Raw genomic sequence first — 15,451 nt, forward strand, 5'->3', positions numbered from 1 at the left:
CCCACGACACCCACGACGACGACCACAACCACGGCCACGGCACGGTCGCGGCCACGACGATGACCCGCCGCCGCACCCGGCACGCCGGCGGTGCCGTGACCGGCGCCCGCCGATCGCCCCTTCCCGCGCGCCGGGCCCCCGGCGCCCGGCCGGGGCCGACACGCCCGCCGGGCGGGCACGGGCGGCTTGGATCGGGCCCCGGCCGGGCAGGAGACGGTGGCGAACGCGAGCGGGGCACCGGACGGGATGGGTTCGTATGCGAGGCGAAGACGGCGGAACCATCAACGAGGACATGGGCTCCCCGCTCGGCGAGCCCGCTGGGGTGATCCTGGACGCCCGGGGGCACGTGCTGGCCTGGACGGCGGAAGCGGAGTCGCTGACGGGTCTCCGAGCGGAGGACATCTGCGGCCGATCGGCCCGCGAGCTGCTGGCCGACCCCGCCAACTGGGAACAGGTACTCGCCCAGCGGGCGAGCGGCACGCTACGGCCATCGACCGGCACAGGAAGCCCAGCGGCCGCGGACCATCCAGCGCCAGCACCGGCCGGCGGACCGGAGGACACAAAGAAGAACGACGCCGACCCACCTGGCAGCTCACAAGGACCACAGGAAACACGAGGACCACAGGAAACACGAGGTTCACGGGACACACAAGGCCCGGCGAAAACGCCCGGCTCACTGAGCTGGCTTTCCGCACAGACCTCGTGGGAGGGGCGGGCCGTGCTCCGCCACCAGGACGGCCACGAGCTGGAGGTGGCGTTCCGGGTCCAGCCGCTGGACGACGACCGGCGGCACGATCCACGCTCGCCCCACTATCTGCTGCTCAGCTGCCCATCCACCGCCATCGACCGGTGGAGCCAGGACATCGCGTTCGCGTACGAACTCTTCTTCCAGGACCGCGTCGGGCTCGTCCTCTTCGACCCGGACCTGCGTCTGCTGCGCAGCAACATGCACATCCTCTCCTACACCGGCATCCCGGCCGAGCTGAGCGGCGTCCGGCTAGGGGACTTCCTTGAGGCAGAGGACGCCCAGGTGATCGAGGAGCGGCTGGCGGAGGCGCTGCGCACCGGCGAACCGCAGCTGGGCCTGGAGCTGTGGGTGCGGACCCTGGACGACCCCAGGGGCGGGCGGTACATGTCGATCTCGGCATACCGCCTGCAAGCCCCGCACAACGGCCGCCTCATGGGAGTCGCCGTGTTCTTCAGCGACATCACCGAACACCATCGCGCCCGGGAACGGCTCGACCTGCTGCACCGGGCCACGGCCGTCCTCGGGCAGTCGCTCTCCATCGGCCGGGCCAGCGACGACCTGGCGGGCGTACTCGTCCCCACGATGGCGGACATCGGGGCCGTCGACCTGGCCGAGCCGGTGCTCATCGGCGAGGTGCCCGCCCACGACGGGCAGCACTTCTTCGAGCTGCGCCGGATGGCCGTGGCAGGCACGCACGACCAACCGCTCCCGACCGGCCCGATGCCCTTCGGCAAAGCGGCCGGACAACGAGAGCCCGCCGGATGGGCGCGCTCGCCCGACACCGCGGAGCGCCCCGACCACCCCACTGGCGCTGACCGGTCCGCCGAGCCCGACTGGTTCGACCCCGCGGCCAACGCACCCGACTGGCCCACCAACCCGCCCGACGCCACCGCGTACCCCGACGATCGCCCCCTCGACCGCGCCAGCCCGCAGCGAGGCAGCATCATCGCCAGCCTCCACTCCGCACCCCCCACCCCCAAGTCCCCGCCCACCAGCACACCGAACGCACGGGACACATCCCACGCGTCCGAAGCCGAGGAGGCGCTGGGGTGGGCGCGGGCGGTCCCGGGCGCGCACTCGGTCATCAGCGCACCGCTGCACGCGCGCGGCATCCTGCTGGGCCGGGTCACTCTGTGGCGTACGGGGAAGCGCGCCCCGTTCGACAAGGGCGACCTGTCGTTGCTTGAGGAAGTCGCCGCCCGCGCCGGACTGGCCGTGGACAACGCGCGCTGCTACACGCGCGAACGCCGCGCGGCGGTCGGCCTCCAGCGCAGCCTGCTGCCCCCCTCGGTCGCGGACGTCGTCGCCGCGGAAACCGCCAGCGTCTATCTGCCCACGGACGTCACGCGCGGCGTGGGCGGCGACTGGTTCGACGTCATCCCGCTGTCATCGGCGCGGGTCGCCTTCGTCGTGGGCGATGTCGTCGGCCACGGGCTCCAGGCCACGGCGACCATGGGGCGGCTGCGCACGGCCGTACGGACCCTCGCCGATCTCGACGTCGACCCTCAGGAGCTGCTGACCCACCTCGACGACCTGGTGCTCCAGCTCACCGTGGAAGCCGACAGCAACCGGCCTGGTGCGGGTGAGGAGGGCGGGACGCAGAACACGCGCGAGTCGATCGGCGCGTCCTGTCTGTACGTCACGTACAACCCGGTCACACGCCACTGCGTGATGGCCAGTGCCGGTCACCCGCCGCCCGTGCTGATCAGGGCCGATGGCACCGCCGAGTACGTCCGTGTCGCCCCCGGCCCGCCGCTGGGCGTGAGCAGCCTGCCGTTCGAGCTGACGGACATCGACCTCCCGGAGGGCAGCGTCCTGGCGCTGTACACCGATGGCCTGGTGGAAGGAGGAGGCGACATCGGGGCCGGCATGACCGAACTCCGCGACCGCCTCCTGGAAGCCGACACCCTCAACCGCCCGCTGACCGACCTGCCGCGCGAGATCGTGGACGGACTGACCCCTCGCCGCATGCCGGACGACGTCACCCTGCTGCTGGCCCGTACGCGCGTCATCCCCACCAAGGACACCGCCTCCTGGGTCCTGGGCACCGACCCCTCGGGCGTCTCCCGGGCCCGCGACCTGGTGGCGCACCAGCTCGCCGACTGGGGCCTGGACGAACTGGCCTTCACCACGGAACTGGTGGTCAGCGAACTGGTCACGAACGCCATCCGCTACGCGGGCGGCCCCGTCGAAGTCAGACTCATCCAGGCGGGCACCCTGATCTGCGAGGTCTCCGACCCCAGCGGCACCCAGCCCCGCATGCGCCGGGCCCGCGCCACCGACGAAGGCGGCCGCGGCCTCTACCTGGTGGCGCAACTCACCAGCCGCTGGGGCAGCCGCTACACCCAGCGCGGCAAAACCATCTGGACGGAACAGCCACTGCCGGACTGACGCCGACCGACACGCACCTCCCCATGACGAGCCCGCCGTGATCATGCCGGACGGTGCCGCCGATCGATCAGCCGATCAGCCGGTGCCAGTTCCCGTTTTCCGCTTCAGAACGCGCTGACGGCCGTCCGCGCTGGACCAGCTCGTACTCGACTTCGCCGTGCTCGGTGCCCGGGAGCGGGTCGTCGAAGTGCACATGGAAGGTCCGCACATAGGTCAGGCCGGCCTTCTCCATCACTCGGCGGGAGGCCGTGTTGACCGCCATGGTCTGGGCCCATACCCGCCGCACACCGAGCTCGGTGAACGCCTCGCGGATCAGCGCGCGTGACCCCTCGGTGGCGTGTCCCCGGCCCCATACCGATGCCTTCAGGCGGTAACCGAGTTCCACTTCCTCGACGCTGCCGTCCTCCGGCGGCTGGAGAGCGAGCCAGCCCACGAACTCACCGGTGGATCGTTCAACGGCGGCCCACCGGCCCGCCCGGCTGCGCCGGTAGTCAGCCAGGATCTTGGGAAGGACCTCGTCCTCGATCTCAGCGCGCGGCGTGGGCTCGCCGGTGAGGAAACGCATGACCTGGGGATCACTGTCCAGCTCCACCAAGTCGTCCACATCGGCCTCGGTGAACCGACGCAGCACCAGCCGATCCGTCTCCAGGAAGACCTGCACAGTGGGGCCTCTCTCAAGGGGGCGTGACCAACCGCCATCCTGTCCGGCACCGACCCCGGCCGTCCAAGGCTTATTCGACCTCCGCGAACACACTGCCGCGCACGCCGACCGGGCTGTCATCAGAGCCGCCCCCGACGACTCCCCTGCGCCTGATGTGCCAGAAGGGGCTGCTGCCGCCCGACGCCCCGGCACGCGCCCCCGCCGCACAAGCTCCGCACTTATGCACTCCCCGTGTACACCCAGCGGACGCGGCAGAACGAACCGGGAATCCTTCGGCGGCCGCCGTGCAGCCCAAAAAGCAAAAGCCCCAGGTCACGGCGAGTGAGTCCTGAGGCTTCTACCGAGCCGCCTTCGGGATTCGAACCCGAGACCTACGCATTACGAGTGCGTTGCTCTGGCCAACTGAGCTAAGGCGGCAGGCTGCGCTTGCCAGACCGGCGGCGACAGCGGGGCCAAGTCTACACAGTTTCCGGGGGTGCTCCGTACGAGGCCGTGGTGGGGGCTTCTGTGCAGGTCAGGAGCACTTCTTGGCGGGGGCGGGGGGCTTGCCTTTGAGGAGGTAGGTGTTGATCGCACGGTCCACGCAGTCGCTGCCTCGACCGTACGCCGTGTGGCCGTCGCCCTCGTAGGTGAGGAGGCGGCCCGAGGACAGCTGGCGGGCGAGGGACTGGGACCAGGCGTACGGGGTGGCCGGGTCGCGGGTGGTGCCTACGACGAGGATCGGGCCCGCGCCCTCGGCTTCGATGCGGTGGGGCTCGCCCGTGGCCGGGACGGGCCAGCTTCCGCAGTTCAGGGCCGCCCACGCCAGGCCGTCGCCGAAGAGGGGGGACGCCTTCCTGAAGGTGGGGAGGGAGCGCCGTACGTCGGCCGCGTCGTGGAAGGCGGGGGGCAGGTCGAGGCAGTTCACGGCCTGGTTCGCCGCCATCAGGTTGCTGTATTTCCCGTCGTCACCGCGCTCGTAGTACGCGTCGGCGAGCTCGAGCAGCTCCGTACCGTCACCGTCGACGGCGGCCGCGAGCGCCGAGCGGAGGATGGACCACGCGCTCTCGTCGTACATCGCGGAGATCACTGCCGTGGTGGCGAGCGATTCGGTCAGCGCGCGCCGTTCCTTGGTGCGCAGGGGCTTGGCGTCGATGCGGCGGAACAGGTCGCGCAGGTTGTCGGCGGCCCGGGCCGGGCCCCCGGTGCCGAGGGGGCAGGTCTGGCGCCGCACGCAGTCCTTCGCGAACGCGGTGAACGCGGTCTCGAAGCCGCCGGTCTGGTCGAGGCTCATGCGCTCGGCGCCCATCGACGGGTCCATGGCGCCGTCGAGCACCAGGCGGCCCGCGCGGCTCGGAAACAGCCCCGCGTACGTAGCGCCCAGGAACGTTCCGTACGACGCCCCGACGAACGACAGCTTCTCGTCACCGAGCGCCGCCCGCAGTACGTCCATGTCGCGCGCCGCCTCGACGGTCGACACGTGCCCGAGCAGCTTCCCGGAACGTCGCTCACAGCCGCGCGCGAGCTTCCTGTGCGAGCTCACGAGCAGGTCCACCTCAGCCTGACTGTCCGGGGTCTGATCCGTCTGGACATGGGCGTCCATCTCGCGCCCTGACAGGCAGGACACCGGCTCGCTGCGGGCCACTCCGCGGGGGTCGACCGCCACCATGTCGTACCGCGCCCGCACGAGGGACGGGTAGCCGACGCCCGCGTACGTCTGCAGGTATCCGACCGCGGAGCCGCCCGGGCCACCAGGGTTCACCAGGAGTGAGCCCAGTCGCCTGGTGTTGTCGGTGGCCTTCTTACGGGAGACGGTGAGCTTCAGGTCCTCGCTGGCGGTCGGCTTCGCGTAGTCGAGGGGCGCCAGCATGGTGGCGCACTCGAAGCCCTTCGGCCCGCAGCCGTGCCAGCGCAATGTCTGCCCGTAGTAGCGCTCCAGCTCGGCCGGGATGGCCTTCGGCGAGGGGTGCAGGGGCCTGGCTCTCCTGTCCACGCCGTCGTGTGCGGCAGCGGGGGCGTTCGCCGTGCCGGTGTTTGACCGCTGTGATTCCGCTGAGGCTCCCGTGGTGGAGAAGGGGTGGCTCGCTGAACAGCCGGAGATCAGGAGCACGGCAGCCACGACCACGGCGCCCGAGGCCCGGAGCAGGCGGCTGGTGGGCAGGTCCATCTGTCGACCCCTCAGTTGAACGCGTCAGTCCGACGCGTCGGTCCCGCACGTCGGAACCCGGAGGGTACCGGCAGCTACACGGGTCAACGCCAGTCGTCAACCTCGTTTGGGTGAGCGCCCGGGGAGCGCCCGGTGCGACCTCGGGGAGGGCTCGGGGAGGGCCCGGCGCGCGTGCCCGGTGCGTGGCTGGCGCGTGCGGGCAGAGGGTGGGGAGCGGGCAGGTGGCCGTCAGCCCGCTCGCAAAGCCATGGTCATCGCTTCCACGGCCAGCAACGGGGCCACGTTGCGGTCCAGTGCCGTGCGGCAGGCGGAGATCGCCTCTATGCGCCGCAAGGTCCCCTCGGGTCTGGAGTTCGCCGCGACGCGCTCCAGCGCCTCTCGCTGCTCGACGTTGGCTATGGCCACCTGGGAACCGAACTGCAAGGCCAGGACATCGCGGTAGAAGCCTGTCAGGTCGGTGAGCGCCAGGTCGAGGGTGTCGCGCTGGGTACGGGTCGAGCGGCGTTTCTGGCGGTCCTGGAGGTCCTTCATGGCTCCGGCCGTGCCGCGCGGCAGCCTGCTGCCCGTGCCCGACGCGCCCAGCGCCGCGCGCATCTCCTCGGTCTCTTTGCCGTCGACCTCGTCCGCCAGCTGCTTCGCGTCCTCAGTCGCGGCGTCCACCAGTTCCTGCGCGGCCTTGAGGCAGCCACCGATATCGTCCACCCGCATCGGCAGCGCCAGCACCGCGGCACGCCGGGCGCGTGCGCGGTCGTCGGTGGCGAGCCGGCGGGCCCGGCCGATGTGCCCCTGCGTGGCTCGGGCGACGGAGGCGGCGGTCGCGGGGTCGATGCCGTCGCGTCGTACGAGAACGTCGGCCACGGCGTCCACCGGCGGAGTGCGGAGGATGAGGTGGCGGCAGCGGGAACGGATCGTCGGCAGGACGTCTTCCAAGGATGGCGCGCACAGCAACCACACCGTGCGGGGCGCGGGCTCCTCGATGGCCTTCAGCAGGACGTTGCCCGCGCCCTCGGTCAGCCGGTCGGCGTTCTCCAGAACGAGCACCTGCCAGCGGCCGCCCGCCGGGGACAGCTGCGCGCGGCGCACCAGGTCCCGGGTCTCCTTCACGCCGATGCTGAGTCCGTCCGTACGCACCACTTCGACATCGGCGTGCGTGCCGACGAGAGACGTATGGCACCCGTCGCAGAAACCGCAACCGGGAATGCCACCCAGCGCCCGGTCCGGACTGACGCACTGCAACGCTGAGGCGAAGGCACGAGCCGCCGTGGAACGCCCGGAACCAGGCGGCCCGGTGAACAGCCAGGCGTGGGTCATCTTCGAGCCCGCCGTCCGGCGAGCGCCCCACCTCCTGGCCTCGGTCCCGGCCCCGGCGCCGGTCCCCGCCTCAGCCTCGGCCGCTGCCGGGACGTCGGCCGGAGCGCCGACTGCGGCATCGGCTGGGGCAACGGCCGAAGGAGCGGCGGTGGACGCTCGTGCGCCAGCACCCCGCGAGGTCCGCTGAGACGCGGCGGTGACCAGGGTGTCCGCGTCGCGCGCCGCAGCCGCCAGCTGCTCCGCCACCCGGTCCTGACCGACCAGGTCGTCCCACACCGCCATGCTGTGCCTCCGCGCCTTCCCTGTCTGTCTCGCCCGGTCCCGTCCGGTCCGCCCGGTTCTGCCGCTCGTCCCGTCCCGTCGCGTCCTGCTGCTGCCGTGCCGTGCTTGCGCTTCGTGACGCGGACCGCCGCGAGCCGCGCCACATCCCCATGGAGTCCGCCGTGTACGGGGCATCCGCCAGCTGGGCATCCGCGTCCGTGTCCCGGCTACGGCGGCACATCCCCACACCGCATCATTGTGCGGCACGGCTCTGACAATCGGGACAAGCCGACGGTCCGGGTCTCGACAGCAGCCACGAGACGCCCACCAGACACCCACGAGACGCCCACGAGACGCCCACGGGAAACCTCCCCGACCTGGCGATCCGCTGGCCGCCTCAGCGGCCCTGGCCGCCCCGGCCGTCGTGCCCGCCGCGTCCGTCGTAGTCGCCGCCGCGTCCGCCGGGGTCACCGTGCGAGCCATAGCCACCGTGGTGATCGTGCTGGCTGTGCCGGCCGTGGTCGCCTTGGCCACCTTGGCCACCTTGGTGGCCCAGGTCGGTCTCGTGCGGGCCGAGCAGTTCGTCCGCGAGCGTGGGGAGATCGTCCAGCGGTGTCTCCTCAGCCCACTCGGGGCGCCGCCGCTTACGGTCGCGGCGCGACGCTTCCGCCTGGCCCGCGCCACCGCCATGCCCCTCCCCGTAGCCCTGCGCCTGCCCCGTGGGCGGGGGCTGGGACGGGTCGTGCGGCTGGGACGGGTCGTACTGCGGAAGCTCACGCGTACGTTCGTTGGGCGACTCAGGAGCGGCCTGCCGCTCCTCGTCATCCTCCGGCCGGAACAGCCACGGCGGAACACGGTCCGCCGGATCGCCGGGGCGCTCGGCCGGTGGCCGGTTTCCCCCGGGCTGCACAGAGGGCAGCACGGCCGTCTCGTCCATCGCACCGCCCGAAGGCGCCGCGGACGCGGGCGGGGCAGGCGGGACGGGTGGGGCGGGCGGCGCGGGAGGCGTCGGCGGCGGTGACTGCGGCAGGACCGCGGTCTCTTCCGGGTCCTCCGGGTCCTGCGGCGCCGACGGGCTGTCCTGGCGTACGCGCGGGAGCACTGCCGTCTCGTCGGAGGACGCCGTTCCGCCTCCCCGGGGGACGCGCGGGTCCACCCGGGGCGTCTGAACCGTCTCCGTCGTGTCCGCCGCGTGCCTCGTGGCCGCTGCGTTCGCCGCGTCCGCCGTATCCGCCTCGTCGGCCGGTGCGGGCCTCCGAGGAGTGGCGGTCTTGGCCGACGCCGCGGGCTTGGCCGACGCCGCGGGCTTGGCCGTGGTCGTGACCGTCGGCGTCTCCACGGTCGGGGCCTCGTCGGCCGGGTCGCGCGTCGGAACGGCGCCCTCGCCATGCCCCGCAGTGCCCTCCGCACGACCAGCCGCAGCCTCCCGCGCGGCCTGCTCAGCCCGCGCGGCCTGCTCGGCCCGCTCCGCCTGCTCGGCCCGCTCCGCCTGCTCCGCCCGCTCGGCCTCCGCCGCCGCGGCGCCTGCCGCCGCCGCGTCCGCCGCCAGCCGGGCCTCCTCGGCGCGGAGCAGCGCCTCCTCCGCCTTGCGCTGCTTCTCCAGCCGCCGCTCCTCGGCCTCGGCCCGCAACCGGGCCTCTTCCTCGGCCTGGCGGCGGATGCGCTCTTCCTCAGCCGCCCGGGCTCGCTCCTCGGCCTCGCGGCGCTGACGCTCCTCCTCGGCGAGGCGGCGCGCCTCCTCGGCCCGCAGCCGGGCCTCCTCCGCCTGGCGGGCGGCCTCAAGGCGCTTGGCCTCTTCGAGTTCGCGCCGCTTGCGCTCTTCTTCCTCGGCGCGCAGCTTGGCCAGCTGAGCCTGGCGTTCGCGCTCGATCCGCTCTTCCTCGGCCTTGCGGGCGGCTTCTTCCTCCGCCTTGCGCCTGGCCTCTTCCTCCGCCGCCTTCCGGGCCTCTTCGCGTGCCTTGATCTCCGCTTCCGACAACGGAAGCATCTGGTCGAGGCGGTGCCGTACGACGGTGGTCACCGCCTCGGGCTCCTGGCCCGCGTCGACCACGAGGTAGCGCGCCGGGTCGGCGGCGGCGAGGGTGAGGAATCCGGCCCGTACCCGCTGGTGGAACTCCGAGGGCTCCGACTCCAGCCGGTCCGGGGCCTCCGTGAAACGCTCCCGCGCGGTCTCGGGGGACACGTCGAGCAGCACCGTCAGATGCGGTACGAGTCCATCCGTCGCCCAGCGCGAGATGCGGGCGATCTCCGTCGGCGACAGGTCGCGTCCTGCGCCCTGGTAGGCGACGGACGAGTCGATGTAGCGGTCGGAGATGACGACGGCGCCGCGGTCCAGGGCGGGCCGTAGGACCGAGTCGACGTGTTCGGCGCGGTCCGCCGCGTACAGCAGGGCCTCCGCGCGGTGCGAAAGGCCCGCGCTCGACACGTCGAGCAGGATCGACCGCAGCCGCTTGCCGATGGCGGTCGCACCCGGCTCCCGGGTCACCACCACCTCGTGGCCCTTGCTGCGAATCCACGCCGCGAGCGCCTCCACCTGGGTGGACTTGCCCGCGCCGTCGCCGCCCTCCAGGGCGATGAAGAAACCGCTCGCGGCCGGGGCCTGGGCGGGCTCGCCGCCGCGCAGCGCGTCGCGCAGGTCGCGGCGCAGCGGTACGCCCTGCCGGTCGTCGGTTTTGCCGAGCACGAGTGCGGCCACCGGCAGCAGCAGCGCGCCCACGAGCATCAGGGTGAACGCGGCGCCGCCGTGTGCGAAGACGAAGTCGCCGTTCTCCAGCCGGTGCGGCCCGATCGCGGCGGCCACCAGCGGCGCGCCGACGGCGCCGAGGGCGAGGGAGACGCGGACGACAGCGTGCAGGTGCTCGGTCGTACGGGCCTGCCGGGGCTCCTCGGTCTCCTGATCGAGGAGGGTGTGGCCGATGTTCGCGGCGACACCGGCAGCCGTACCGGCCAGCAGCACGAGCAGCAGCACCGTCGTCGGGTCCGGCACAAGGCCGGTGGCGAGCAGCCCGAGGCCGGTGACCGCGATGGACAGGGCGAGCAGGCGGCGGCGTGACAGGGCGGGCAGCAACCGGGGCGCGCAGCGGACGCCGATGACGGGGCCGCTGCTGAGCGCCAGCACGAACAGCGAGAAGCCGACCGGCCCACCACCCAGGTCGGCGGCCTGCAGGGCGGCGACGCCGAACGTCGCCGCTATGGCGCCGGCGACGGCCGCGCACGCGAGAACGAGCAGCGGGATGGCGCCTGTCCGGCCCTTGTCGGGCACGCTGGCGCGCGGCCCGCCCTTGGCCGGCACGGTCGCCGCAGCCCCGCCCGCGGGGACCTTGGGGCGGCGCAGTCCCTCCAGCGGGGAGCGCGTACGCGTGGCCTCCGCGCTGGGGAGCTCTACGAAGTAGAGGACGGACACGGACGCCGCGAACAGCCCAGCCGCCACATACGAACCCAGAGCGGGCTGGTGTGTGTGGAACCAGTCGATGCCGGAGCCCAGCAGGTTGCTGACCAGGGTGACGGCGATCATTCCCGCGGCGGCGATCGGCAGCGTCACCGCGGTCGTACGCAGGGACAGCCGGCGGAGCGCGTCGAGATGGTCGGGCAGCGGCCGTATGGCGGCGCCCTCCAGCGGCGGTGCCGGAAGCAACGCGGGCGCCGCCCCGTCCTTGGCCACCGTCCAGAACCGTTCGGCGACGCCGAGGACGAACGCGGTGACGAGCAGTGAGGCGATGGCGTCGTCGGGCATCCAGTCGATCCACAGCGGCGCGATGACGAGCAGCGCGAGGCGCACACCGTCCGCCCCGATCATGGTCCAGCGCCGGTCCAGTGGTCCCGACGGGCCGATCAGCGCGGCGAGCGGGCCGAGCAGCACGGCGCCGAACAGCAGCGTCGCCAGCAGCCGGGCCCCGAAGACCGCAGCGATCGCGAACGCCACACCTCGGTATCCACCGCCGAAGGAGCCTGCCTCGACCGCTGCCTGGAACGACAGTGCCAGCAGGACCAGGGCGGCGAGGGCGTCACCGATACCTCCGACGAGCTGGGCGCTCCACAGCCGCCTGAGCGGCGGGAAGCGGAGCAACGCCCGTACGGCGCGCTCGCGGGAATCCGCAGCGAGAGCGCCGGTTGTGGGGGTGACGACCGTTGGCTGCTCGGTTCGCGTCATCCTGCCAGCCTATCGGGATCACACGAATCCCCGTGCCTCCGCCCGAACATACGACCGCGGAGCGCCCGCAGACACGGGTCCAGCACGAGGACAAGCCGGACGGAGCGGGGCGAACCGAGGCTTGGCGACCCGTTGATGAGACCGGGCAGGAGCAGGTGGAAAGGGCGGCCGCGCGATCGTGCGGGACCTCGGCCGCAGCGAGCCGAGGGCTGAATCCAGCCAAAGATCACCACGAGCCCGGCCGCCTCTCTCCGCGTCCGCAAGCGGATACGACCGAACGCACCGGATGCGACCGGATGCGACCGGATGCGACCGAAGACAATCGGGCCGACCGGATGCGACGCGAAAGCCCGGCCCAGCGCCCGGCACCGAAGTCTCGTTGCTTCGGGGGCCGGGCGCTGGGGCCGGGCTGCGGCGCGGAACGCCGATCACTGGTGGGCGGCCGGTGCTGCCTCGGGAGCACCGGAAACCGCACGGGGAGCACGGGTGGTGGCTGTCCGGGTGCCGATGGGCGCCTGGAGCACGGTCGCTGAGCCGAGTGAGGCACGTGAGCCAGGTGAGTCGGTGAGTCGGTGACCAGAGAATCGTTGATCACCGAAAACCGACCCCGACCTACCGACACACTGACCTACCGATGCACCGGCCTACCGACGCACCGGGGATGCACCGGCCTACCGGATTTCCCGACTGCCGGGACAACCGGAGCTGCCGGGAGCTCCCGGCAGCCCGTCACCCCAGCCGCGTCCCGCCTCCGGGCCCGCGTCCGGGACTCCGTTACTCCCCGGGTCCCGTTACTCCCCCGGCTCCGCCGTCGCGGTCGCCGAGGCCGCCTTGGACGACGCCGTCGTCTTCTTGGCGGCCGTCTTCTTCGCGCTCGCGGCCGTTGTCTTCTTCGCGGCCGTCTTCTTCGCCGCCGTCGTCTTCGTTGCGGCTGCCTTCTTCGCCGGGGCCTTCTTCGCCGGGGCCTTCTTCTTGACCGGGCCCTTGGCGCGCTTCTCCGCCAGCAGCTCGTAACCGCGCTCCGGCGTGATCGTCTCGACCTCGTCGTCGCGCCGCAGCGTCGCGTTGGTCTCGCCATCGGTGACGTACGGACCGAACCGCCCGTCCTTGACGACGACCGGCTTCTCGCTGACGGGGTCCGTGCCCAGCTCCTTCAGCGGCGGCTTGGCCGCGGCCCGGCCACGCTGCTTGGGCTGCGCGTAGATCGCCTGCGCCTCCTCCAGCGTGATCGTGAAGAGCTGGTCCTCCGACTCGATCGAGCGCGAGTCGGTGCCCTTCTTCAGATACGGGCCATAGCGGCCGTTCTGAGCGGTGATCTCGGTGCCGGTCTCCGGGTCGACGCCCACGACGCGCGGCAGCGACATCAGCTTGAGCGCGTCCTCCAGCGTGACCGTGTCCAGCGACATCGACTTGAAGAGAGACGCCGTCCGCGGCTTGACCGCGTTCTTGCCGGTCTTCGGGGTGCCCTCGGGCAGGACCTCGGTGACGTACGGACCGTAGCGGCCGTCCTTGGCGATGATCTGCCGCCCGGTGTGCGGGTCCGTGCCCAGCTCGAAGTCGCCGCTGGGCTTGGCCAGCAGCTCCTCCGCGTACTCAACGGTCAGCTCGTCCGGCGGCAGGTCGTCGGGGACGTCGGTGCGCTGGCCCGGCTCGCCCTCGACCTCGGACGCCCGCTCCACGTACGGGCCGTAGCGGCCCACCCGCAGCACGATGCCGTTGCCGACGGGGAACGAGGACACCTCGCGGGCGTCGATCGCGCTGAGGTCGGTGACCAGTTCCTTCAGCCCGCCGAGGTGGTCGCCTTGAGGGCCTGTCCCGGCGCTGGCGGCCGCCGCGCTCGCGACGGCCTCCGGGGACCCGCTCTGGGCACCGAAGTAGAAGCGGCGCAGCCACGGCACAGCCTGGGCCTGACCCGCCGCGATGCGGTCGAGGTCGTCTTCCATCTTCGCGGTGAAGTCGTAGTCGACGAGGCGGCCGAAGTGCTTCTCCAGCAGGCCGACGACGGCGAAACTCAGGAAGGACGGCACCAGTGCCGTGCCCTTCTTGAACACATAGCCACGGTCGAGGATGGTCCCGATGATCGAGGCGTACGTGGACGGGCGCCCGATCTCGCGCTCTTCCAGCTCCTTGACCAGGGACGCCTCGGTGTAGCGAGCCGGAGGCTTCGTCGCGTGACCGTCGACGGAGATCTCCTGTGCGGAGAGCGGGTCGCCCTCGCTGACCTGGGGCAGACGGCGCTCCCGGTCGTCGAGCTCGGCGTTGGGGTCGTCCGCGCCTTCGACGTACGCCTTCATGAAGCCGTGGAAGGTGATCGTCTTGCCGGAGGCGGTGAACTCCGCGTCCCGGCCGTCGCTGGCGAACCCGCCGATACGCACGGTCACGGAGTTACCGACCGCGTCCTTCATCTGGGAAGCGACCGTCCGCTTCCAGATCAGCTCGTACAGCCGGAACTGGTCGCCCGTCAGACCGGTCTCGGCGGGCGTGCGAAAACGATCCCCCGACGGACGGATCGCCTCGTGCGCCTCCTGCGCGTTCTTCACCTTGCCGGCGTAGGTACGCGGCTTGTCCGGCAGGTAGTCGGCCCCGTACAGCTGGGTGACCTGCGCACGGGCGGCACTCACCGCCGTTCCGGAGAGCGTGGTGGAGTCCGTACGCATATAGGTGATGAAGCCGTTCTCGTACAGCTTCTGAGCCACCTGCATCGTGGACTTGGCACCGAAGCCGAGCTTGCGGCTCGCCTCCTGCTGGAGCGTGGTCGTACGGAACGGCGCGTACGGCGAGCGGCGGTACGGCTTGGACTCGACCGACCGCACCGCGAAGCTGGTGTCCGCCAGGGCGGCGGCGAGCGCACGGGCCTGCGCCTCGTCGAGGTGCAGGACGGCCGCGCTGTCCTTGAGCTGTCCTACGGAGCTGAAGTCACGGCCTTGCGCGACGCGGCGGCCGTCGACCGAGGCCAGGCGCGCGGACAGGGTGCTCGGGTCGCTGGCGTCGCCGCTCCGGCCGGTGGTGAAGGTGCCGGCCAGGTCCCAGTACTCGGCGGAGCGGAACGCGATGCGCTCGCGCTCCCGCTCGACCACGAGACGGGTGGCCACCGACTGCACGCGCCCGGCGGACAGCCGAGGCATGACCTTCTTCCACAGCACCGGCGAGACCTCGTAGCCGTAGAGACGGTCGAGGATTCGACGGGTCTCCTGGGCGTCGACGAGGCGCTGGTTCAGCTCGCGCGGATTGGCGACGGCTTCCCGGATGGCGTCCTTGGTGATCTCGTGGAAGACCATCCGCCGGACCGGCACCTTGGGCTTGAGGACTTCCTGCAAGTGCCAGGCGATGGCCTCGCCCTCGCGGTCCTCATCGGTGGCGAGGAAGAGTTCGTCGGACTCGGCAAGCAGCTCCTTGAGCTTCTTGACCTGGTCCTTCTTGTCGTGGTTCACGACATAGATGGGCTGGAAGTCGGCGTCGACGTTCACGCCGAGGCGGGCCCACGGCTCACCCTTGTACTTCGCCGGGACCTCGGCCGCGCCGTTCGGCAGGTCACGGATGTGCCCGACGCTGGCCTCGACCACGTATCCAGGGCCGAGGTAGCCCTTGATCGTCTTCGCTTTGGCAGGCGACTCGACAATGACGAGTCGGCGGCCGCCCTTCGCGGTCTCGCTGGTCGGGGACAACTTCGCTCTTCTCTCCGGTCGGCTCTCGGTGAAACACCACCACGCCGACAGTGCTCGCGGTGGCAATACGGTGACGCTGCGGAGTGTGACGGTACCTCCCGCCCCGGTGTCAAACGGA

Annotated in this window: 6 protein-coding genes and 1 tRNA gene; 1 reads left to right on the forward strand and 6 read right to left on the reverse strand. The window is 71.9% G+C overall.

All coding sequences use genetic code 11. The features are described from left to right. Positions 1-256: 256 nt before the first annotated feature. A complete protein-coding gene (locus AC5P1B_RS21050) occupies positions 257-3,139 on the forward strand; it encodes an ATP-binding SpoIIE family protein phosphatase (RefSeq protein WP_493888873.1) in 2,883 nt (960 codons plus the stop codon). Between the two features lie 67 nt (positions 3,140-3,206). Here AC5P1B_RS21050 and AC5P1B_RS21055 read toward each other — a convergent pair whose 3' ends face one another. From AC5P1B_RS21055 to topA, 6 genes are all read right to left on the reverse strand, one after another. After that, on the reverse strand, positions 3,207-3,800 hold the full coding sequence (locus AC5P1B_RS21055) for a GNAT family N-acetyltransferase (RefSeq protein ID WP_493888874.1): 594 nt from the start codon (positions 3,798-3,800) through the stop codon (positions 3,207-3,209). 343 nt (positions 3,801-4,143) lie between these two features. Further along, positions 4,144-4,217, reverse strand: a tRNA-Thr gene (locus AC5P1B_RS21060). A gap of 97 nt (positions 4,218-4,314) precedes the next feature. Beyond that, complete coding sequence (locus tag AC5P1B_RS21065; protein ID WP_493888875.1) at positions 4,315-5,946, reverse strand: alpha/beta hydrolase; 1,632 nt, start codon at positions 5,944-5,946, stop codon at positions 4,315-4,317. Between the two features lie 228 nt (positions 5,947-6,174). Next, on the reverse strand, positions 6,175-7,539 hold the full coding sequence (locus AC5P1B_RS21070; protein ID WP_493888876.1) for a DNA polymerase III subunit delta': 1,365 nt from the start codon (positions 7,537-7,539) through the stop codon (positions 6,175-6,177). Between the two features lie 376 nt (positions 7,540-7,915). Then, a complete protein-coding gene (tmk, locus tag AC5P1B_RS21075) occupies positions 7,916-11,668 on the reverse strand; it encodes a dTMP kinase (protein ID WP_493888877.1) in 3,753 nt (1,250 codons plus the stop codon). A 791-nt stretch (positions 11,669-12,459) separates the two neighbouring features. Then, on the reverse strand, positions 12,460-15,333 hold the full coding sequence (gene topA / locus AC5P1B_RS21080) for a type I DNA topoisomerase (protein ID WP_493888878.1): 2,874 nt from the start codon (positions 15,331-15,333) through the stop codon (positions 12,460-12,462). Between the last annotated feature and the right edge of the window lie 118 nt (positions 15,334-15,451).

Source organism: Streptomyces sp. A01, assembly GCF_059026195.1.

Coding starts and splice junctions, on each gene's coding strand:
- AC5P1B_RS21065 (WP_493888875.1), bottom strand. CDS start 5,946: ATGGACCTGCCCACCAGCCGCCTGCTCCGGGCCTCGGGCGCCGTGGTC.
- tmk (WP_493888877.1), bottom strand. CDS start 11,668: ATGACGCGAACCGAGCAGCCAACGGTCGTCACCCCCACAACCGGCGCT.
- AC5P1B_RS21050 (WP_493888873.1), top strand. CDS start 257: ATGCGAGGCGAAGACGGCGGAACCATCAACGAGGACATGGGCTCCCCG.
- AC5P1B_RS21070 (WP_493888876.1), bottom strand. CDS start 7,539: ATGGCGGTGTGGGACGACCTGGTCGGTCAGGACCGGGTGGCGGAGCAG.